Source organism: Mangrovibacterium lignilyticum (genome assembly GCF_010882175.1).
Taxonomy (GTDB): Bacteria; Bacteroidota; Bacteroidia; order Bacteroidales; family Prolixibacteraceae; genus Mangrovibacterium; species Mangrovibacterium lignilyticum.
The window spans coordinates 1-21,298 of sequence record NZ_WKLH01000008.1 but is presented as its reverse complement, the minus strand read 5'-3'; the positions used below and the strand labels follow the sequence as shown (position 1 = coordinate 21,298).

Below are 21,298 nucleotides of genomic sequence, written 5' to 3'. Positions count from 1 at the left end.
TTATAAGCGACCAATTGATCGCCACATATCCAATTCAATTTTGAAGCGATCGTTAATCACCTCGCAATTGGTATCAATACGCATGGTTGGTCTGTCCTTCAGGTTGTAAGCCGGCCATTCGGGCACATCTTTGGCGGCGGGTTTGCCGGTTCGCGCAAAAGTAGACCACAACTCGGCCATTTTATGCGAAGCCACATAACGATCCGGCTTATCACCGGCAAAGCTCCAGCGAGGCCCTTCGCCTTCTTTCGGAGGTACTTCGTTATTAAACTTGAAGGTGATGTCCATGGCATGCGGAGTTCCCATTTCGTAATCGGTTCCGGGGATTTTCATGTTGGACTTGTAACCGAAATTGTACAGATAAACCGGCGCTCCATTTTGCTTCGCCTTCTTCTCCGCAATTTCAATAGATCCAAGCCCCATCAGCGTGATCGAGTTCACAGCCACATAAATATCCGGAGCCGAAGCATGGGGTCGCGCGGTGCGGTAGGCTTCGATAATTTTGGGAGTGTCGCTGCCGAACTGGGGTTCCAGTTTTGCCGGCAACTCGTCGAAACCAATTTTAAACGAATCGGCATCGTGCCGTTCCCAGGCGAAAAAGGTGTACTCATCCTCGTTCCAGCCCGTGATCAAGGGTTTGTTTTTCGAAATTTCCGGTGCTGTTGGATCAAAAGGGTGATTGGGTAAAACAACGCCATCCACAACCGGGCCCAGACCTCCGGCAAATGGTTCGGTTATACCGCCTTTTATCCGTTGAAATGGTGGGGTAAACGGAATTTTTGCCTGAACAGCGAGCAAGTCGGCTGCCGGCACATCGAGTATCTTTTTCCAGTTGCGCGGCGAAATATTCAATTCCTTCAGGATCATCTCCGTTGTTTGGGCGGCCATATCGGTGGTCATCATCCGAACACCGGGACCACTTTCAATCGACGCCTTGTTGAAAAACGGTGCCGCCTCGGGCATAGCGTACAAGCACGATGTTTTGGCACCACCACCCGATTCACCAAAGATCATCACATTGTCGGGATCGCCGCCGAACTGCGCAATGTTATCGTTCACCCATTTCAGGCCGGTCGCAATATCTGCAATGCCCATGTTGCCCGATCCGGCGTAGTCCGATCCGGCTAGTTCGTCCAGGTAAAGAAAGCCCAGGAGGCCCAACCGGTGGTTGGTTTCCACCACCACCACATCGAAATTACGCGCCAGGTTAGCGCCATCCTGTCCGCCGGCACCACCAGAGCCGCCCACAAAACCACCACCATGGCTGTAAAACATGACCGGCCGCTTTTTGCCGTCATTCGCAGGCGTCCACACATTCAAAAACAAGCAATCTTCAGCCGGGTCCGGTTCTCCACGTCTTGGGTTCTGAATCGCGGGAGCACCCAATTCGAGCGCATCTCTCACACCTGCCCAGGGCTCAAGCGGAGCAGGACGACGAAAACGCCGATCACCCGAAATACGCCCGCCATAAGGCACGCCTTTGAAAACATTGACACCATCGAAGCGAACACCCTTAATTTTTCCGTAAACGGTTTCCGCTTCCACATAGCTTCCCGATTTTAGCTGCTCTGCGCCAAGCTGGGACATACCGTAGCCTAAGCGAGGCAGAGCAACCGTTGCAACTGCCGACAGGCCCATCCACGATACAAACTTTCTTCTGCTAATATTGCTCATTTTGTTGTGTTTTAAATTGTTTGTTTCTGATCGGTCCCTATAGTTCCGACGCTTTGATCATCCCTACCAAACCATCGATTATGCCGCGCTCCGCATGATTGGGCTGCAATCGCGAACTAAGCACCTGGAAGGTGTAACGCTGAAAGGCATCATCATTGGGGATATAGCCCGAATTGGCTGCCCCGTTGGTAATGGATGAAAATATCGTTCTGGTCAGGGGAGATTCCTCTTTTAAACGCTGAGCGATGATATTGTACACTTCCGCATTTACAGCCGCAATGGCAATATCGCCCAGGCGCAGAAGGCTAAGCTGGATATTGACCGGCTCACCATCTTCGTAAGTGCCGGGAGCACCTTCGCGTCCCGTATTGGTTCGGGTTCGCCCCGGGCAGGTTAAGATTTCTTTGGAACCGGAGATTGCAATCAGCGAATCGGAAGCTTGGGGCAAATGGGTTACCCGCAACACTTCTTCGCCTAAAATCTGGCCCAGCGAGCTAATCATTTGCGACTGGCGCTCCAGCGCTTTCGGCTCCAGCTCCACTTCGGCTCCGCCTCCAAATCCAGCCATCATAATTGCTTCGGCTAAATCTTTTGCTTTGCCACTGGCTAAAAGAGCATCTACTTTTTTGTGGCCAACCTCCACCATCGGCTCCACCGATACCGGATTTTGGTCGCCCGCTGCGCCGCTCGAGAACAAAGCAACCACGCCATCGCCATAATAGTCTTCAATGTATTTTGAAGTTTCACCCGGAAAGTCGGCACTAATGGTTCCGCCCATAAACATCATGTTGGCATGCATGGCGTAGTTGTAATACACCGCAATCGGATCGCCAGCCGTTGAGCGGAAGGTGATCACCGCAACCGTTTTGTCCGATGGGCCGTCGTAGTTTGGTCCCTGCTTCCAAAGCCGCGTTTGTTCGTCAATCACATCGCGATTGATGTTCAGATACGACAAGCCCGTTTTATAGCTGAGTGTCGCATCCTGCAGATTCGCTTTAGCCTCCTTTACCGCGGCCAACACCCCTTTTTCAACGGCAGCCTCCATTCCCCATGGAGCGCTGTGTGTATGCGAGGGCGACACAAAAACATTCGGTGCCGGAATTCCGGTTTCAGCTTCAATTTGTGCTGCGATCTTGGTGTATAAATCGCTGTTCACCATCCCCTGATCAACAGCAATTAAAGCTGCCGACGTGGATTCATTTTGAACAACAACGGCCCGGCAAAACAAATGATCGCGGATACTGTAGTAGCCTTCCGGCAATTCATTTTCGTTTGGCGTAATATCGATTTTTGCGGCTCCCACCTGAAAGGGAGAGGCTTTTTGTGCTTGGGCAAAACCCCATTGAAAAGTACCCAAGCCTATCACGAGTATTAAAATTAAACTTCTCATTTTCATCTGCAGGTTTCCTTTTTTAAGATTGGTTTAGTTGGCTAGGCTAGTTTGCTAAAAATTGAAGCTTGCTATTTTCTCAAGGACAACTCTTCAATTGCTTTAGCCGGTTTCAAAGCGTCGTGTGCTTTGTAAATGGCGCCATCGGCAGAAAACGAGACCTGACTGAACAGATCATCCACAGAAACGCCAAACCCGCCAACATACTGGCCTCCCTCTGTTATCCATGACTGGCTTTTCTCGTCGTATGAGGCTAGATCATAGTTTGTAAATTTCATCGTCACTTTCTGACTTTCTCCTGGCTTCAGCTCTTTTGTTTTTACAAAAGCCTTCAACTCTCGAACAGGTTTCTCCAGTTTTCCTTCAGGAGCTGATACGTAAAGCTGCACCACTTCTTTGCCGGCCACTTTACCTGTATTTTTGACGGCTACCGTGGCAGTGAATCCATTGCTTGTTTTGGAAATCTCAGCATCACTGTATTCAAATGTGGTATAACTCAAGCCATAACCAAAGGGATAGGAAACAGCCTTTTCAGCCGTTGTGAAATAGCGATACCCCACATAAATGCCCTCTTCGTAAACCGTGTAGGCCACATTTTTTTCGGCGGATGAATTGCCAAAAAACAAGTCAACACGCGGAGCCTCATAGTCGTAAGGGAAGTTTTTAGACGAAGGATGATCCATGGTTGCAACCGGGAAGGTCATAGTTAATTTTCCGGATGGATTGGCAGCACCTTTCAACACATCGGCCACAGAATTTCCACCTTCTTGTCCTGGTTGCCAAGACAGTAATATCGCATCAGGCAAATTTTTCCACGAAGCGGTTTCAATCACTCCGCCAATGTTCAAAATCACCACTACTTTTTTGCCTGCTGTGTGGAAGGCATCGCAAACATCATTCAGAAGCGCGCGTTCCTCCACTGTGATGTTAAAATCATTCGGAATTTTGCGGTCACCACCTTCACCGGCATTGCGGCCAATAGTTACCACGGCAATGTCCGAATCTTCGGCGCGCTTACCAATAAACAACTTCGAAACCGGCATCTCAGGCAGCACGGGTTTTCCTTTAAACCAGCTGTGAAATTCGGTTTCGCTATCAATTTTTGCCCGTTGATAGGCTTTGTATTTTTCGTACAAATCTTTCAGATCTTCCTGCACCGTATAACCTACGCTGCTCAATCCCTGCATGAGATCAACCACGTAGGCTTTGTTGACATCGCCCGATCCTGTTCCGCCGGCAATGAAATCGTAAGAGGTAACACCGAACAGCGCAATATTTTTCACGTTTTCAGCCAATGGCAACGCTTCGTTATCGTTTTTCAGCAACACCATTCCTTCAGTTGCCGACTGGCGTGTTACGGCTGCGTGCGCTTTCAGATCCGGTTTATTGGAATAATCATAGCCTTTGAAACGTGGCGTTTTGACCACAAACTCCAGCATACGCTTCACGCAAATATCAACAGCTGCTTCGGCCAGTTCACCGCTTTTCACTTTGGCAATAATGTCTTCTGATTGTTCCGGCATGCCGGGTTCCATCAGGTCGTTACCCGCTTTAATCTGCGCTGTAATGTCGCGAGGACGTGTCCAGTCGGTCATCACAATACCATCAAAACCCCATTCGTCGCGAAGAATCGTCGTCAGCAAATCATAGCTCTGCTGCGTATATTCGCCGTTAATTTTATTGTAGGATGACATCACCGTCCAGGGATTGGATTCCTTGATCGCAATTTCAAATCCTTTCAGGTAAATTTCACGCAGTGCCCGCTGAGAAACCTGCGAGTCATTTTCGGTGCGGTTTGTTTCCTGGTTGTTGGCCGCATAGTGTTTTACCGATGTGCCAACGCCGTTGCTTTGCACGCCATTGACGTAAGCCGCAGCAATTTTACCGGTTAAAACAGGATCCTCCGAGTAATACTCAAAGTTGCGCCCGCAAAGCGGATTGCGGTGAATATTCATTCCCGGTGCGAGCAACACATCGGCCCCATATTCCAACACTTCGTTCCCGATGGCCTCTCCCACTTGCTCCACCAGCTCGGTGTTCCAGCTGGATGCCAAACAGGTACCAACCGGAAAACCGGTGCAATAGTAAGTGGCTTCGTCATTTGCTCGTGTTGGGCTGATGCGCACCCCCGCAGGACCATCGGTGAGCACCGCCTGCGTGACTCCCAAGCGCTCGATGCCCTGCGTTGTGCCGGCTGCACCGGGCACCAAATCCTCGGTATGGCCAACCGTGGCACTTCCGCCACCGAACGCCTGGTTACGGAAACCAACCAACAATTTGGCTTTTTCCTCCAGTGTCATGGTTTTGACAATCTCGTCAATATTCGAATTCGTTAATTGCTGGGCACTCGTCTGTTTTCCGAATACAATGCCAAGAAACAGCAATGCCGTAAGAAGTATATTTTTCATATTGTTTGAATTTGAAGTTTCAATTTAGTTCTATTGGTGTTGAAATGATTTGCGCGTCAGTTTCGACTGATGAGCGACACCGGACCAAGCAGGCCTGATGAGAACAAAGGCGAATCGGCTTTGTAGAATGGGTTCGAGCTCCAGGTAACCGGTTCGGTTACCCCCGGCTGCTGGTCGCCAATCAGGCGGTTTACCCAAAGGTTAGTGACTTTTATTTCGAGTTGATTCTCCCCTTCTTTCAAGGCCTTGCTGAGTTCGAGCCGGAACGGTGTTTTCCACACAATTCCCTGCGATTCGCCATTCACCACAACTTCCGCCAGGTTTTTCACCTGACCCAAATCGATCCAAAGCTGTGCGCCATCGACTAGCCACTCTGCCGGAACCGAAATTGTTTGGTGATAGCTTGCCGTACCCGAGAAATATTTGATGCCCATGTCCACGTTGTCAGTCCAATCGGATAAAGCCTCAAAAGTTACTTCGGAAGGAGCTCCACGATCAGCCTGGAAATTCACCGTCCAGGGGCCTTCAAGCATTGCCAGTTGGTTTTCGGTCACCTCTGGTTTCTTGTATTCTTTCGCCGTTGTAGTCGTGCGGAACACCACAAAATAAGCATCTTCCGGCTCCAGCTTCAACGGAACGGTGGTTGCCTCGCCGGCCATTTGGAACGATACTTTTTCAATTTTACCTGTCTCCGGATGCCAGATTTCAGCTTCTTTGCCAGAAACCCGGAAGGTAGCTTCCAAGTCTTCCGCATGAGAGCTGCGATTATTCACCCAATAAATATCGTTTTCGCCCGCTTTTCGGTGCAGGTAAAACAAATTTGAATCTTCTTCCGGTTTGGTGTAAGCAAAGTCGGGCTGGATATTCTCAGCTGTCATCGTTTCGGCCAAGGCCAATTCAGGATAAACGCGGCCTTTTCCAACAACATTCACTCCACTTTCATTAGCCCATAATTGCGAAGTGATGGCTTCAAACTCGGCAGGGTCGTCCGAAAGGCTTGGTGTCATCATTGGCTTCGGACCGGCAACAACGGCCCCGGCTTCAACCAAGGCTTTTACTTTCCGCAACACGGTCAATGTCATGTACTGGCTGTTCGGATCCAATGCCAATACCCGATAGCTCATTCCGCTTGGCGTAGTCAACAAACCATTTTCAAGCATCAACAAATTCACCAGTGCATCAGCATTGATAAAATCGTAGTTGTAGCCCTCGGGAATGGTAGGCAGATCGCCACCACGCAAGCGGCTAAATAGCGTTGTAATGTTATTGTCCTCGCCATAGTAATAAGCAATGTCGGCAACAAATTCGCCCTGCTGCAACATGAAACAGCTTCGCGACAGATAAGTCGTCCAGGCAATTGCCTGCTCAGCCCAGGTTTCGTTGCGCGTAAACCACTGGCCAAATGGGCCAAGGCTCATTCCCGGCACGCGATCCAACAAAGGCTGATGCACCGATGTGTGAATCACAAAGCGGTTTAAGCCACAGGCCATCAAATGATCGGCAATTGGCTTGAGGCGCTCCGGCGACCAGGCATAGTCCGAGCCCATCGCTGTCAGAGATTCGGCGGCAACAAAATCCTGTCCGTACAAGTGAGCCACCGACGCGGACTCGCGAATATCGGCCTGGTAGAAAGAAGCAACGCCCCCTTCATTTCCACCGAAACCACCAGGTGTCCAGCCGGCGCCCATTGGAACCGTTGCCGAGCGTTTGGCCTCCATGCCGTCGCCAATAAAAGCGCGGCGCGCCTCATGCGACTCGGAATAGCGGCCCATGCCACGTTCGGCCAATAGTTTAGTCAGCTGATCGTAGTGGTTTTCGGTCACCAAATCTGCCAGTGTTTTCCGGAAATCCCATAAAAAGCGATCACTCGCCTCGGCACTTTCCACAATTTGACCAGTAAGAACCGGAAACCAGGGCAACATATCGTAACCTCTGCGCTTCTTAAATTCAGAGATCATATCGTCGGTCCAGTTTTGAGTACCAGCCTCCCAACTGTCGGTTATCACAAATTGAAGTCCGTGCTGCCCCATTAAACCGCCCGTAGCATCTTTGTATTGGTCCAGGTAATTGGTAAAATAAGCGTTAACATGTTTGGCTGAAAGTTTATCCACTTCGAGGCCGGTAGCCTCGGGCGATGCCGGGCCATTTTTGTGGCCGGTTAGCGAGTATCCCAGGCGAACCACCATCCACTTCCCGGCTGGTGGCGTCCAGTTCAGGCTTCCGTCAGCCTCCATTTTATCCGTTAAATCAATTACATCTGTTTTCGGAACTACGGTTGCTGCATCAACAGTAGGCGTGAAAGCCTGGTACAAATCAGTTGCAGCTTCAAAGGCAGCTTTATCCTCAAAACGATGCACCCGCCCCGCCGATGACAAAACAAGCTCGGCTACCTGAGTTCCGGCTGGCCCTTGCGGACCACGATTCATCATGGGTAAACCCGGTATGGCCGGTGGCCCCTGGTTGGGTAATTTTGTCCATGCAAAACGAAAATATTTAGCAGTAGTTGCAGGAAACGAAACGCTTAATTCTTTCAATCCGCTGGCCGGAATGTCCAGCACTTTTTCGAAGGTACGACCACCCATGCTGCTTTCCAGTGCTCGGGTTTCTTCCGGTGGGCCAAACATTCGGTTCATTCCTCCCCCTACGATGGTCAAGGCCTGCATGCTTACCGGCTCGTCAAATTCAAATTGAATCCAGGACGCTTGTCCTTCTTTTCCTGCTGGCAAAAAGCTGGATGTGGCCAAGTCACCATCTGTCAATTCGGCTAATGAAAATTGACCTCCGCTGGAAGTAACCGTTGGACTGAGCTCTGCCATTGCCAAATCGGTTTCCGGCAAACGATACGCAATAACGGCTGCATCGGCATAATAGTCGGGCGATGGTTCTGGCCCGTGACCCATCGGACTGGGTTCCATGCCAATGTTTTGAAACGGGCCGGCAACTGAAGGAGGTTGTGGTAGTTTTCCGTTGAAGGCTTTTCCGCCTTCCAGTCGAACCTGGCTCCACACATATTTTTTCATGGCCTCTTCCGGTTTTACCCAAGGACCGCCACTTTCGCTCCATCCCGGTGAGCCTGCAATCGCCATTTCCAGCCCCAGCGAATCGGCCAGGCTTGTGGTGAATGCAAAGGCATCTTTCCATTCCGGAGTCATATAAATTAGTCGCTGATCAACCACCTGGGGTGAGCTCAGGCCGGCATCGAAATTTTGGAAGCCCCCAATCCCGGCGCGATGCATCCATTCCAGATCGGCACGAATACCTTCCTTGGTAATATTGCCGTTCATCCAGTGCCACCAAACGCGGGGTTTCGCGCTATCCGGTGGTGTTACAAAACCGGATTCAAGTTGCGCACCATCAATTCCGGCCTTTTCAGCCTGTTGGTTACTGCAGGACCAAATTAAACCTGCTGCGACGAGTAAAACGAGGGAATATTTTGATCTAATTTTGGCTGTTTTCAGTTTCATTTCAGAACATATTAAAAGGGTGATTATATCCGAAACTTCCGTGCTGCTATCAATCTTCGCAATATTACATTGTCTTCTCTTTCTGAATGATCTACAGAAGTATTTCGAATTTTTATGTACGTTCTTTCGTTACATCATGATTGCGACAAGAGTCAACTGAAAATCTTCCAGTTGCTTATTGAAAGTTACCAATAGCCAGGAACTGCTCCGGCTGTTTTGGAATAGACTGTTCCTACTGACCTTACTGTGAGGATTTCGGAACAGTCTTTTCATTATTTAGTTAGAATGAGTTTCCAGAAATATTTCTGTCAAATCAGAAATTAGGATTGTACAATGCTTCAGCAGCAGGCAACGGCCAAACCAAGTCGATTGATCCGAAAGCCGCATCTGGAGCATGATATCCCGTTGGGAAATAATAGGCTGTCGGGTCTGCTTTAACGCGTGCGCCATAAGCTGTTATTACCTCAACTGCTTTACCTGTACGAACCAAGTCGAGCCAGCGCTTGCTTTCAAAAGCTAACTCAATACGGCGTTCCTGGGCAATTGCCTCGCGAACCTGATCTTGGGTAGTCGCTGTAATCGGTCCCAAACCTGCCCGTTCGCGAATGCTTACAGGACTATTGCCGACAGCTGTATTAATGTAGGATAACGCTTCACTAACGGGTTTGCCCTGCTCATTAATCGCTTCAGCCAGGAATAACAATACTTCCGCATAACGATAAACCGGCCAGTTGTCATCACTATTGTTAAGCTGTAAGTGCGGATGAAGGAATTTCCTACAGAATGGAAATTCTTCACCATGAGCATCTGTCGTGTAGCCAATGCATGCATCAAAGCGCAAATCGCCTGTCTCGTAAACGGCCATCAAATCCGGTGACGGAGCATTGAAAGCCTCCCCCTGTACCAAGGGCATTGGATCACTTACACCTGTCAACTCAGCGACAGTCTCCTGAGCCATTGGGTACGGGAACATACCATAGCAGAAAGTACTGCTGTAACCATCTGTGCCCTGACGATACTGAATTTCGAAAATTGACTCCGAATTATTTTTATTGGCAGGATCAAAAACGGCGGAGTAATTTGCCATCAATGCGTACTGGCCTGACGATACGATCTCTTTGAGCACAGTTTCAGCTGTTGCATAATTTTTCTGAACCATGTAAACATTGGCCAGAATCGTTTGCGCAGTTCCTTTTGTAACTCTTCCCAAATCGGCCTGGCCACTTTTTACAGGAAGCATTTCAATCGCACTGGTCAAATCCGCGATAATCTGTGCGTACACTTCTTCAACCGTAGATAGTGGAAGTGCTGTACCCTCGAAAGTAGTCACCGGCTCCAGGTGCAAGGGAACAGAACCGAAATACTGTACCAAATCGAAATATGAAAATGCTCTCAAACAAAGTGCCTGTCCTTTGATGTTCGTTCTGGCAGATTCGTCGTCGAACTCAGCACCATCTGCTGTGGCCAATACTTTATTGGCGGCCGAAATTACGCTGTAGTTACGCTGGTATTTAAAGGTAGATACGCTGTTCGATGCCAGGTGAATGAAGTCTGCAACCTGCTCCTGGTTTTCAGTAGCCCGGAACTGAGGGTTAAGAATGTAGCGTGCATTGTCCGAATGCATTTCACCCATAATATAAGCCGCATTGGCGCCGTTGCTCGTTGCTGTACTACCGGAGTATAATTCTCTAAAAGGTGCATATACTGCATTAACGGCTGCCTCCATGTCGGCCTGAGTTTTATAGTAAATGTCATCTGTCAAGGCTGTTTCTGAAGGAATTGTCAGAAAATCGTCAGCACAGGACATCAACAACGCACCAACTATTCCTAATAAAATGATTTTATGTCTCATACAATTGTTTTTTTTTCGGTTTGATAATCATGATTCAATGGATTCTTACAGACCAATATTTATCCCAAAGGATACTGTTCTGGGAACCGGGAAACTTGCGAAATCACTACCAAGTGTAAGAGCACTGGTTGAGTTACCAGAATAGAAAGAGTTACTGGATTCCGGGTTTGCACCTCTGTACTTTGTGAATGTGTACAACTGCTGGATACTCATGAATACCCGCAAGTTACTCAACTTCTTGGTTGGTACCGTATAACCTAGAGTGACATTTTTGATTGTCAGGTAGCTACCATCGCTTACAAAGCGGGAACTTACCCAGTCGCGTTCGTTCGAAGTACCCGATGTTGTTTTACCGTATCTTCCAGCGCCCGGATTGCTTTCGGAACGCCATCTGTCTTTCAAATCTTTATAAACATTGAAGTTACCATCGAGATTCGCTAACGACTGGTCCATCCAGGTAATAATGTCGTTACCATACGAACCGGCCATCACAACTGACAAATCAAAGTTTTTGTATGCAAAAGTGTTCGTAATACCATATGTGAATTGGGGTGTCGGGTCGCCGATAACCGTACGGTCATCATTATCGCCGCCGTGGGTAATTATACCATCCGGACCTCCATCTGCGCCACCACCTACATCTTTGAACTTAATTGTTCCCACTTCCGATGCAACCGCTTTAGGGCTGTTGTCGAATTCTTCCTGGTTGTCATAAACGCCATCCCAGACCATACCGTATAACAAACCGATTTTGTCGCCGACTTTCGTGATGTTCGAATCGAACAAACCACTGTAAATACGGTCAATATCACCTGCAAGAGAAAGAACCTCATTGTCTGTAAAAGAAATGTTGAACGAAGTTTCCCAACTGAATTCACCAACAAGGTTTTTCGTATTCAACATGATCTCATGACCCCAAAATTTCAACTCACCAATGTTTGACATGAATGAGCTAAAACCTGACTCTTGAGCTACGTTGACGCTATATAGCAAGCTGGTCGTCTTTCTGTTGTAATAATCGTAACTCAGGTTGATCCGGTTGTTAAAGAATCCCGCATCAAATCCGAAGTCATACTCCTGTGTTTTTTCCCAGGTTAATTCCGAGTTTGGTAACGAAGTCATTACGCTTCCGCTGTGAACAGAAGATCCGAAAATAGCATTATTCGATGCTGACCCCGTGCTTACTGTCGCGTATTGCGTATAGTTACCAATATTGTTGTTACCAACAACACCAAAGGACGCACGCAATTTCAATAAAGAAAGCTTTTCAAATCCCTTCATAAACTCTTCGTCCGAAGCAATCCAGCCAGCTGATGCTGATGGGAAACTCCCCCAGCGGTTATCTGAGCCAAAACGGGAAGAACCGTCGGCGCGAATCGCAAACGAAAGCAAATAGCGATTTTTGTAGTTATAGTTAATGCGGGCCAGGTAAGACATCATGCTCCACTCCTGGATGTCGTTGTATGTTCCCAACTCTCCGGTTAACCAATAAGGAGAACGGTCAACATTCTGTGCTGCAGCGATTGTTGGAACCCGGTCGTCGGCAAAGCCGTTGTAGCTAATCCTAGTCATATCTTCCCGGTACCTTTGGATCGTTATACCACCTAACAAATCAAAGTTGTGATCGCCAACAGACTTTTTATAGGTGATTGTATTTTCATTCAACCAGGTATTGTATCCTCTGTTCATCAGGCGTCCCGATGCTACTGAAGGTGTTGCAGCACCAACAGTCGAAGGTGTTACATTTTTATATTTACTATTGAAATACTCAAAATTGAAGGTTGTCTTAATAACCAATCCGCTAATTGGTTCGTACTGCGCAAATGCGTTGGTGAGCAGGCGCATGTTTTTGGTTTCATTCGAGATCGCCTGAGCTGACCACAAAACATTTTCGAAACGACTGCCACTTACAGGGTCAAAGAAATTTTGAGCCATTGTGCCGTCTTCATTCATCGGGTCGAAGATCGGCCAGATGGTCAGTGCGTTGTTGATCAAACCGCCACCCCAAAGGATCCCATCGGTATTCGGCGAGTTGGCTATTGAATAAGTAGGCGCAACGCTAAAACCGGTTTTGATTTTTTCAGACACGTTGTAATCCGTGTTGATGCGCATGGAATACCGCTTGTAATCCGAGTTCTCGATTACACCATCTTGTCCTGTGTAACCAATCACTGCAGTTGTTGCAAAGTTGTTATTGCTGCTACTAAAGCTGATACTGTGATCCTGCATTGGGGCAACCTGCAACAGCTCGTCATAAAAATTAGTTCCTGCGCCATATTGCGACGGGTTTTGCCACATCTCGGGAACTGGCAGCCCCAAATCTTCCAGCGATTCTTTTTTGAACTGGGCATATTCAGTCGCATTCATTGCATCAGGACGACCTTTTTGAGGTACTGTTTGCCACCCGTAATTTGAAGCAATTGAAATGGAAGTCTTTCCAATCTTTCCTCGTTTTGTGGTTACCAGGATTACACCGTTTGCAGCCCGGGAACCGTACAATGCAGCAGAAGACGCATCTTTCAATACCGAGATACTTTCAATCTCATTCGGGTTCAACGAGCTTATATCACCGGTAATTGGGAAGCCATCAACAACATATAGCGGATCGTTACCTGCGGTCAACGAAGCCTGACCACGAATACGAATTTTCATGCCTTCTCCGGGCCTACCGGTTGTTTGGTTAATTTGCACACCTGACAACTTTCCCTGGAGTTTTTGGGCTGTTGTTGTCACTGGCATATCTGACAGTTCGTCGGTATCAACAGATTGAATAGAACCGGTTACTGTTCTCTTCGACTGTGTACCGTAACCTACAGCAACAACTTCCTCTAAACCGATCGTTTCATCCTCTAAAGTCACATTTAACAAAGACTGTGTACCTACTGTAATCTCTTGTGACCGCATTCCCACGAAAGAGAATACCAGGATGGCATCTGCCGGAAGATTCGAAATCGTATAGCGACCTTCGTAATCCGTAATTGTTCCGTTAGTTGTTCCTTTCACAACCACCGTAACACCCGGTAATGAGTTACCTGCCGTGTCGGTTATCTCTCCCGATACAGACTTTACTTGCTGTGCATTCGCTCCGGTTGTTGCATTCGATAGAATGATTTGCCGACCGTTGATCTCATATCCAATGCCGGTCTTTTGGAGAATTTCATCCAAAACCATTTGGATGGACAGATCTTTGAAGTCGCCTGAGACTTTTTGATCCACATCTATTTTTGCGCTGTAAAAAAAGCGATACTCGGTTTGATTCTCAATATCCCGCAGAAAATCTTCAATTCGAGTATCTCGGACTTCCATCGTAATCCGGGTTGATTGCGAATAGCTTTGCGAAGCCAGGGAGCTCATAACTGAAATCAGTACAATGAGGAAGGTTAGTTTCATTTTCAGTAAGTTTAGGTAAATAGATGACCTGTGGCCATAAAAACCTCGTTTTATTTCCATAATTTTGCAATGATTGGTTTAGTACTAGTTTTAATAAATCAATTTTCAGAAGAAGCAGGAAGAGTCAGTTCTTGCTTCTTTTTTTGGTTAGCTCTTCATAATGATTAAGTTTTTAATTGGTTTCTTGTTAAGTTTTAAGTTAGATTTATTTGATTTGAATCGTTCGAGTACGACTATTGTAGTTGTATTTTACTGGTGCTGATTTACAAACCATCTCCATCACTTCGGATATTGATTCTCCCTCAACCGTTCCTGAAAACCAAAGCCCGTCGAAATCACTCGCCGAATATTGGATTTGCACATTATACCAGCGTTCCAACTTTTTGATCATCGAAGGGAAAGGTTCCCGTTTGAAAATTAAACGTCCTTGCCTCCAGGAAGTAAATATCTGCGTATCCACGTTCTCCAAGACAATTTTATCTCCTACAATCCTCACCTGCTCACCAGGCTCTAAAATCTTCTTTTCTTCCGTATTACTTGAAAACTCGATTTTTCCGCGTTCCAAAGTAGTAGAAAACTCCTCGTCCGGATAAGCATCCACGTTGAAAGCTGTTCCCAGCACTTTTACATCCCCGTAATCCGTATGAATTTCAAAAGGAACTTTCGACTTAACAACGTCGAAAAAAGCTTCTCCCTCAAGATCAACCTCCCGGCTTCTGGCAAAGTCGTTAGAAAAACTCAAGGTTGAACCTGAGTTTAGCCAAACTTGAGACCCGTCGGGCAGTTGCATTTGGGTTCTGGCTCCCAACGGAATTTCCACTGTCTGCATCAACTCAGCCTGCGTCGACAGCCGAGGATTCTGGAATAGCCAAATAGAAGTGATAATCAGGCCAACGACCAATACGGCAGCGACCCGAATTCCCACGGAGTACATTCTTAGCACCTTGGCTAATTTTTGTCGATCTTCAACCAATATGCGTTGTTTGATTCTTTCAAGAAGTGCCGGATTGCTTTTGTCAGCATCCTGATCATTGTAGAAGTAATTCCATTCCAATTTCATCATTTCCGATAGTGGTTTGGAATTTTTAGTGGACTTCACAAATTCACAGAATCGCTCGAACTCGTCCGGTGATAAAACTGAATTGAAATATTTTTTGAGTATAGTCTTCATGCTGTGTCTTAATTACACTTGTTATACACAGCAAACGGAAGTATCCCTAAACGAAAACTGAAAAAATTACAGAAAAAGGTAAAAATAAAGCAAACTTAGCTCGCCTTCTTTGCCCAAATTCCCTTTTATCAGTTTGATTGACTGGCCAATGTGATATTCAACCGTTTTTACAGAAACTTTTAATTCTTCAGCAATTTCTTTATGCGATAATCCTTCGATACGGCTTTTTCTGAAAATTTCTCTTTGCTTTTCGGGGAGCGCCTCTACCGCCCGGTCAATCCGGGCTTTCAACTCGTTGAACTCATAACTCTCAGACAGGAAGTACTCCTGAGCAATCGAAGCTTTTGCTAAACGGTCCTTCATTTTTTGATTGTTCAGCCGGCTTCGCAGCTCATTCAGCAGCAAATTGTGAGTAATGGTATAAATGTATGCGTTAAAAGTGCTACTATCCTTTATATTCTTTCTGGTTCTCCAGATTTTCAGGAAAACCTCTTGCAGTATATCGTCAACACCATCTTCAAATTTCAAAAAAGCTTTCGAATAGTTAAAAAGGCGGGGATAATAGTAATTGAATAATTCTTCGAGGGCTGCCTGACTATCGCCAGCCAATGCTACAATTATTCTTTCCTGGTTAAACGCTTCCCTCATTTTATTGGTTTGTAATTATACAAACATATAAAAGTGTACAGAACTAAAAAATAGAACTTGTATTTAGTCTACGCTTAATGTTGCTCAACATTTGTTTATTTCAACAAAATAAGCGGAGAAGTGATATGCCTGTAAAACACGGTACCGCTTCCCCACTTTCAACAGTAAATTATAGAATACAACATCAAGCCTGAATCACAATAATTTACAAATCACAACAAACTAATTATTCTCTAGGACATCGTCCATGTCCACATCTAAATCAAAAGTGTTATGAACCTTTTCAGTAGTGATATCTTTGTCAAGTGAGAAGTCTTCCTTCAATTTAATATCTAATGAAGAAGCACCAACCTTAACTTTATAAGCTCCTTTTTCAGCAATCCAAGCACTTTCGTCATCAATGAACGATGCTAAATCTGAAGCATTCAATGTAAACTTCAATGTTTGAGATTGACCAGGATCCAACACTTTAGTTTTTGCAAATGCTTTTAGCTCTTCAGATGGCTTATCGACTATCTTGGCTGGAGCTGAAACGTATAATTGAACCACTTCTTTACCTGCGACTTTACCTGTGTTAGTTACTGTTACTGAAACTTCCAGTTCATCTTTAAAATTGGTTGTACTCAGTTTCAGATCTGAATAGTCGAAGGTAGTATAGGAGCTACCGTATCCAAATTCATATGATGGTTGAACTTTGAAGGTGTTGAAGTAGCGATAACCAATGTAAATTCCTTCTTTATAGAACACTTCTTTGGGATCGTTCGCAGGAACTCCCGGAAAATCGGCTGCAGAAGGAATATTGTTATAGTCTACAGGAAATGTCATTGTTAATTTACCTGAAGGATTCGCTTTACCTGAGAACACATCCGCTACTGAGTTTCCACCTTCCTGCCCCGGTTGCCATGCGACCAGGATCGCATCAACCTTATCTTTCCAGCTTGCAGTTTCGATAACTCCTCCAATATTCAGAATAACGATGACTCTTTTACCGACAGCATGAAAAGCATCCGAAACGGTGTTGATCATTTTCACTTCATCCAGCCCTAAATAGAAATCGTTATTGATTTTTCTATCGTGCTGTTCTCCAGCATTTCGGCCAATAGTAATGATAGCAACATCAGAAGATTCTGCTTTTTTAGCGACTAAATCCTGGCTTAAAGGCATTTCTGGAAGACGTTGAACATCTGACAAAAGGCCACCATGCTCTTTACGACGCTGCATCTCTTTTGCTTCTGCCTCTTTCACAAAAGGCACATACTTACCCTGAAGCTCCTTATCGATCTTGTAGCCGGCGTTTTCCAAGCCTTCAATCAACGAAACAGTATATGCTTCATTTACGTCACCACTGCCTGTTCCTCCGGCAATAAAACTGTATGAAGTACCTCCAAATACAGCAACAGAGCCTGTCTTTGTTTTATAGGGCAAAACTGCAGCATCATTTTTCAACAAGACCATCCCTTCGGTTGCGGCACTTCGGGTGACTTCAGCATGACCTTTTAAATCAGGCTTATTACTGTATTCATATTTTTGAACAGTGGAGGTAGCTGCAATGTATTCAAGGATACGACGAAGACTGCTATTTACAGCTTCCGGATCAATCTTTCCATCAACAATGGCTTGTGTCAGCACTTTTTTTTGCTCTTCGGTTCCCGGCATCATCAGGTCATTCCCCGCTTCAACCTGTGCTATTACATCAGATACGAATTCAGTGTACATCTTCAACTGAATTGGGACAATTTATCTTCGAAATTAATGAGTGCATAATTCATTAACTTTAAAGAAATAAATTGTTATGAGCGATCAAAAAAGGGCTCTATCAGCCGAACAAACAATCAGAGAAATTAAGCGTCGTACCCGGAAACTTTATTCAGCGGAAGAAAAGATCCGTATTGTATTGGAAGGCTTGCGAGGAGAAGACACCATAGCTGAGCTATGCCGACGAGAAGGCATCAACAGCAACCTTTACTATACCTGGAGTAAGGATTTCCTGGAAGCGGGTAAAAAACGCTTATCCGGCGATTTTAAGAGAGAGGCAAATAGTAGTGAAGTTGCGGATCTGCGTCAACAGAACCGGGATTTAAAACAGCTGTTAGCGGAGCAGGCACTCGATCTTTGGATGGCAAAAAAAATCTGACTGGACTAGCGTAAACAAGGCCTATATGAGACGAAGTGCACATGAAAAGAAGACCATCATTGACCTGGTGGAACGTTCCGAAATTGGCGTGAAACGGACTCTGCAGGAACTAGGAATACCGCGCAGTAACTTTTACCGTTGGTATGCTGCCTACAAAGAATACGGCTACGATGGGTTACTCCCGCAAAAGAGTACCAGGAACCAGTACTGGAACAGAATACCGGAAAAAGAAAGACAAGAGATCCTGGAGTATTCCCTGGATTACGAAGATCTTTCACCACGGGAATTAGCCTTCAAGTATACTGATGAAAAGAAACGCTACATCAGTGAAAGCAGCGTTTACAGAATACTTAAAAGCCATGGATTGATTACGAGCCCAGCCTGGATTGTTATGCAGGCTTCGGATGAGTACAAGCATAAAACAAGCCGGCCAAATCAAATGTGGCAAACTGATTTTACGTACCTCAAAGTGCAAGGCTGGGGCTGGTATTATTTGGCAACAATACTGGATGATTACTCCCGGTATGTTGTTCATTGGGAGCTGTGTAAGACGATGCAGAAAGGTGATGTGGAACGAGTCGTTCAGCATGCGCTTCAAAAAGAAGGAATCAGCAAACAGAACGCCCCCAAGTTGCTTTCGGATAATGGTCCTTGCTATATCGCCAATGGGTTGGATGAATACTTATCGAATCTAGGTGTTGACCATATTCGGGGGAAACCATTGCATCCACAAACACAGGGAAAGATCGAACGTTGGCACAGATCTATGAAGAACGTGATTAAGCTGCAACATTACTATTTACCGTCAGCATTGCAGCACGAAATCGACGGTTTTGTAGATTATTACAACAATGACCGGTATCATGAATCATTATCGAATCTAACGCCGGAATCAGTGTATCGCAACTACGGTTCACAGATTTTAAAAGAGCGAAAGCGAATAAAAATTAGTACTCTAAATCACAGAAGACGACTAAACAAAAAAGTCTCTTAAATTCAATTTGGTAATTAAAAAGTACTCATTAAATTGTGATGGAGATATGTCCCGATTGGTTTGACGTTAAACAAGTATCATTTCATATCCTCCCCCAGACTGTTAGCTCATTCAACTGAGAAAGCACATTTTCATTTGAATTACTTATATTATCTACAATAACTGGTTCAAAACCACTATCCCAAAGTTCCACAACTATATTATAACCAATAAATACCAGACCTCCAGCCACAATTACTTTCATAATTAAATTCTTATTTTTTTCGGGTAATAAAGGTTAGTTAGTAAGGGTGAGATGAATTGTTCAAATCCATCTCCCCTTTGTTAAATTGCGTTTTAACTTTTTATAGACCTAAAACATTTCGTTAAACGCATTCAAGTTCTTTTACTAGATCAGATATACCAACATGCATTGAATTAAGCTCCAATATTTCTTTGGCCAATTCTGCCGACACATTGCCGTTACCGAGCCCAACTTCTGCAAGTGCGATCAGGAATTTAGCGTCGACCGTATTTCGCATCTGAATGTTATCCTCGAACACCAGCAACAGCGGCAATGAAGTTGCAAAGTAGTCAATCTGAACTTTCTCCTTCAACTTGGCTTCAGCGAAAGCTTTTATCTTCTGCAGCAAGTCTTCGGCCTCGTTAGCTTTGCCCAGTTCCTTCAACGAAAGTGCCTTATAGTACGAGAGCTCCGAGTAAGCACTAACGGCCATATCAATAAAGTCGCCCTCCTCGTTGGTGCTGGCAATGAAGTGCGTATTGGCTTCGTCTATTTTGCCCAGGGCTTTCAAGGCCATTCCTTTCCAGTAGTTGATATGTGCCACTGCCTGCAATGGATGGTACTTTTCGCCCAGGTTATCCGGTGTATTCATCGACTTCTCGAAATATGCGAAAGCAACCTTAGCATCCCCGGCTTTCAACGCCATCTGGCCCAATTTCAAACATGCATAGGTGTATTGTCGCAAAACCTGCCCTTCGCCACCTTCCCAAGGATGGAAGTTCCGGTTCTCCATCAGGTTCAAGGCTTTTTCATATTCTCCTTCGAAATTGTATAGAGCTGCCAATTCAACAGAAAAGTCATCACGGCTTGTAATCTGATCCAAAATCGGCAGTAAACTTTCCAGTCGATCTTTCGGATCATCGTTCAATTTTTTGCGTAACTGGTCAAATTCGTAACGAACACGCATATCATCCGGAACCAATTCAACAGCTTTTTGGAAAGCCTGTCTGGCTTTGTCTCCATCCTCAAAAGTATTCCAGTAAGCGATACCTAAGTTCCGGTACAATGTTCCATAGCTGCTGTCGGCATTTGCTGCCAATTCCCATACGCGAATGGCATCTTTGTGGCGTTTCAGGTTGAAGTAATAGTTACCCAATCCGAAGGCGGCAACCGTATTTTCATGATCGACCTGCAATGCCCATTCCAACACAAGTTGTTCGTAGATGCGCGATGGGAAAACATAGTCGCAGGAAGCTGTTTTTGTCGATTTCAGCAATTCAGCAGCTTTGGTTTGATCGCCACTCATTTGGTACAACCAAGCCAGGGCAAACTCGGTCATGATTGACGCTGCCATTGGGTTTGGCACCGCACATGCCGGAATTTCATTTTTGTGATGCAATTCGATAACGGCGATCGCTTCATCGTAAAATCCTGTTTCCGCATAGTCAAAAGCAATATCCAGGATTGTCTGGGCATCATTTCGGGATGATTGAATGAAGTCATCGAAATTGCCCGACAAATTGGCCAATTCAAATTTCGCCCATTGATCCAGCGCATCTGTTTTGAAAAGCTCAGTCAACACGTCTTGTGCAGCTTCTTTATTTCCCTGGTGCTTCAGAACAACAGCTTTCAAAATAGACGTCTTATTGTTCTGACGATTGGTATCCAACGAAGCTTCCAAATGCTCTAATGCTGTTTCGTAGTCACCCTTCTGGCAATCCAACGTTGCTAGCTGATAATAGGCAGCTGCACGCCACTCAAAATTCCAGGTTGATTTGTAGAACAAGCCGTAAGCTTCGTCTTTACGTCCTTGCAATGAGCAAGCTAATCCACAGAAATAATGCGCCTCGCCCGATGCCGGGTTGGGATGATAAGTGGTCATGATCTCGATCGCAGCTCTTAAGTTTTGTTCGGCCTCAGCGAACTTGCCGTTCTTCAATTCGACACGCC

At 45.8% G+C, this 21,298-nt stretch carries 12 protein-coding genes; 1 reads left to right on the top strand and 11 read right to left on the bottom strand.

Translation table 11 applies throughout. The features are described 5' to 3' along the window. From GJV22_RS21690 to GJV22_RS21650, 9 genes are all read right to left on the bottom strand, one after another. Positions 1–1,674, bottom strand: a complete 1,674-nt coding sequence (locus GJV22_RS21690; protein ID WP_163718656.1) for a carboxylesterase/lipase family protein — start codon at positions 1,672–1,674, stop codon at positions 1–3. Between the two features lie 37 nt (positions 1,675–1,711). Beyond that, complete coding sequence (locus GJV22_RS21685; protein ID WP_163718654.1) at positions 1,712–3,064, bottom strand: neutral/alkaline non-lysosomal ceramidase N-terminal domain-containing protein; 1,353 nt, start codon at positions 3,062–3,064, stop codon at positions 1,712–1,714. A gap of 71 nt (positions 3,065–3,135) precedes the next feature. After that, the gene (locus tag GJV22_RS21680; RefSeq protein ID WP_163718653.1) at positions 3,136–5,472 is read right to left on the bottom strand and encodes a glycoside hydrolase family 3 C-terminal domain-containing protein; all 2,337 of its coding nucleotides are present in this window, start codon (positions 5,470–5,472) and stop codon (positions 3,136–3,138) included. Positions 5,473–5,528: 56 nt separating this feature from the next. Then, positions 5,529–8,936 (bottom strand): glycosyl hydrolase, encoded by a 3,408-nt coding sequence (locus GJV22_RS21675; RefSeq protein WP_163718651.1) that lies wholly within the window; start codon positions 8,934–8,936, stop codon positions 5,529–5,531. Between the two features lie 313 nt (positions 8,937–9,249). Next, entirely contained in the window at positions 9,250–10,788 is a 1,539-nt protein-coding gene (locus GJV22_RS21670) for a RagB/SusD family nutrient uptake outer membrane protein (protein ID WP_163718649.1), read from the bottom strand. 45 nt (positions 10,789–10,833) lie between these two features. Next, the gene (locus GJV22_RS21665) at positions 10,834–14,178 is read right to left on the bottom strand and encodes a SusC/RagA family TonB-linked outer membrane protein (protein WP_205462001.1); all 3,345 of its coding nucleotides are present in this window, start codon (positions 14,176–14,178) and stop codon (positions 10,834–10,836) included. Between the two features lie 205 nt (positions 14,179–14,383). Next, on the bottom strand, positions 14,384–15,349 hold the full coding sequence (locus GJV22_RS21660; RefSeq protein WP_163718647.1) for a FecR family protein: 966 nt from the start codon (positions 15,347–15,349) through the stop codon (positions 14,384–14,386). Between the two features lie 66 nt (positions 15,350–15,415). Then, a complete protein-coding gene (locus GJV22_RS21655) occupies positions 15,416–15,997 on the bottom strand; it encodes an RNA polymerase sigma-70 factor (RefSeq protein WP_163718645.1) in 582 nt (193 codons plus the stop codon). A gap of 222 nt (positions 15,998–16,219) precedes the next feature. Continuing rightward, complete coding sequence (locus GJV22_RS21650) at positions 16,220–17,713, bottom strand: glycoside hydrolase family 3 C-terminal domain-containing protein (protein WP_163718643.1); 1,494 nt, start codon at positions 17,711–17,713, stop codon at positions 16,220–16,222. A gap of 76 nt (positions 17,714–17,789) precedes the next feature. Here GJV22_RS21650 and GJV22_RS21645 point away from each other — a divergent pair. Next, positions 17,790–19,125, top strand: a protein-coding gene (locus GJV22_RS21645) for an IS3 family transposase (protein WP_394367559.1) whose coding sequence is annotated in 2 segments (ribosomal slippage) — positions 17,790–18,118 and positions 18,117–19,125 — 1,338 coding nt in all. Because the reading frame shifts where the segments join, the coding sequence is not laid out codon by codon here. Positions 19,126–19,207: 82 nt separating this feature from the next. On the opposite strand, the gene GJV22_RS21640 is transcribed toward GJV22_RS21645, so the two are convergent. Both GJV22_RS21640 and GJV22_RS21635 read right to left on the bottom strand, forming a co-directional pair. Beyond that, the gene (locus tag GJV22_RS21640; protein WP_163718642.1) at positions 19,208–19,369 is read right to left on the bottom strand and encodes a hypothetical protein; all 162 of its coding nucleotides are present in this window, start codon (positions 19,367–19,369) and stop codon (positions 19,208–19,210) included. A gap of 121 nt (positions 19,370–19,490) precedes the next feature. Continuing rightward, positions 19,491–21,298 (bottom strand): tetratricopeptide repeat protein (locus tag GJV22_RS21635; protein WP_163718641.1); only part of this gene is annotated, 1,808 nt, incomplete at its 5' end.

Coding starts and splice junctions, on each gene's coding strand:
- GJV22_RS21655 (WP_163718645.1), bottom strand. CDS start 15,997: ATGAGGGAAGCGTTTAACCAGGAAAGAATAATTGTAGCATTGGCTGGC.
- GJV22_RS21690 (WP_163718656.1), bottom strand. CDS start 1,674: ATGAGCAATATTAGCAGAAGAAAGTTTGTATCGTGGATGGGCCTGTCG.
- GJV22_RS21685 (WP_163718654.1), bottom strand. CDS start 3,064: ATGAGAAGTTTAATTTTAATACTCGTGATAGGCTTGGGTACTTTTCAA.
- GJV22_RS21680 (WP_163718653.1), bottom strand. CDS start 5,472: ATGAAAAATATACTTCTTACGGCATTGCTGTTTCTTGGCATTGTATTC.
- GJV22_RS21660 (WP_163718647.1), bottom strand. CDS start 15,349: ATGAAGACTATACTCAAAAAATATTTCAATTCAGTTTTATCACCGGAC.
- GJV22_RS21675 (WP_163718651.1), bottom strand. CDS start 8,936: ATGAAACTGAAAACAGCCAAAATTAGATCAAAATATTCCCTCGTTTTA.
- GJV22_RS21650 (WP_163718643.1), bottom strand. CDS start 17,713: ATGTACACTGAATTCGTATCTGATGTAATAGCACAGGTTGAAGCGGGG.
- GJV22_RS21670 (WP_163718649.1), bottom strand. CDS start 10,788: ATGAGACATAAAATCATTTTATTAGGAATAGTTGGTGCGTTGTTGATG.
- GJV22_RS21640 (WP_163718642.1), bottom strand. CDS start 19,369: ATGAAAGTAATTGTGGCTGGAGGTCTGGTATTTATTGGTTATAATATA.
- GJV22_RS21665 (WP_205462001.1), bottom strand. CDS start 14,178: ATGAAACTAACCTTCCTCATTGTACTGATTTCAGTTATGAGCTCCCTG.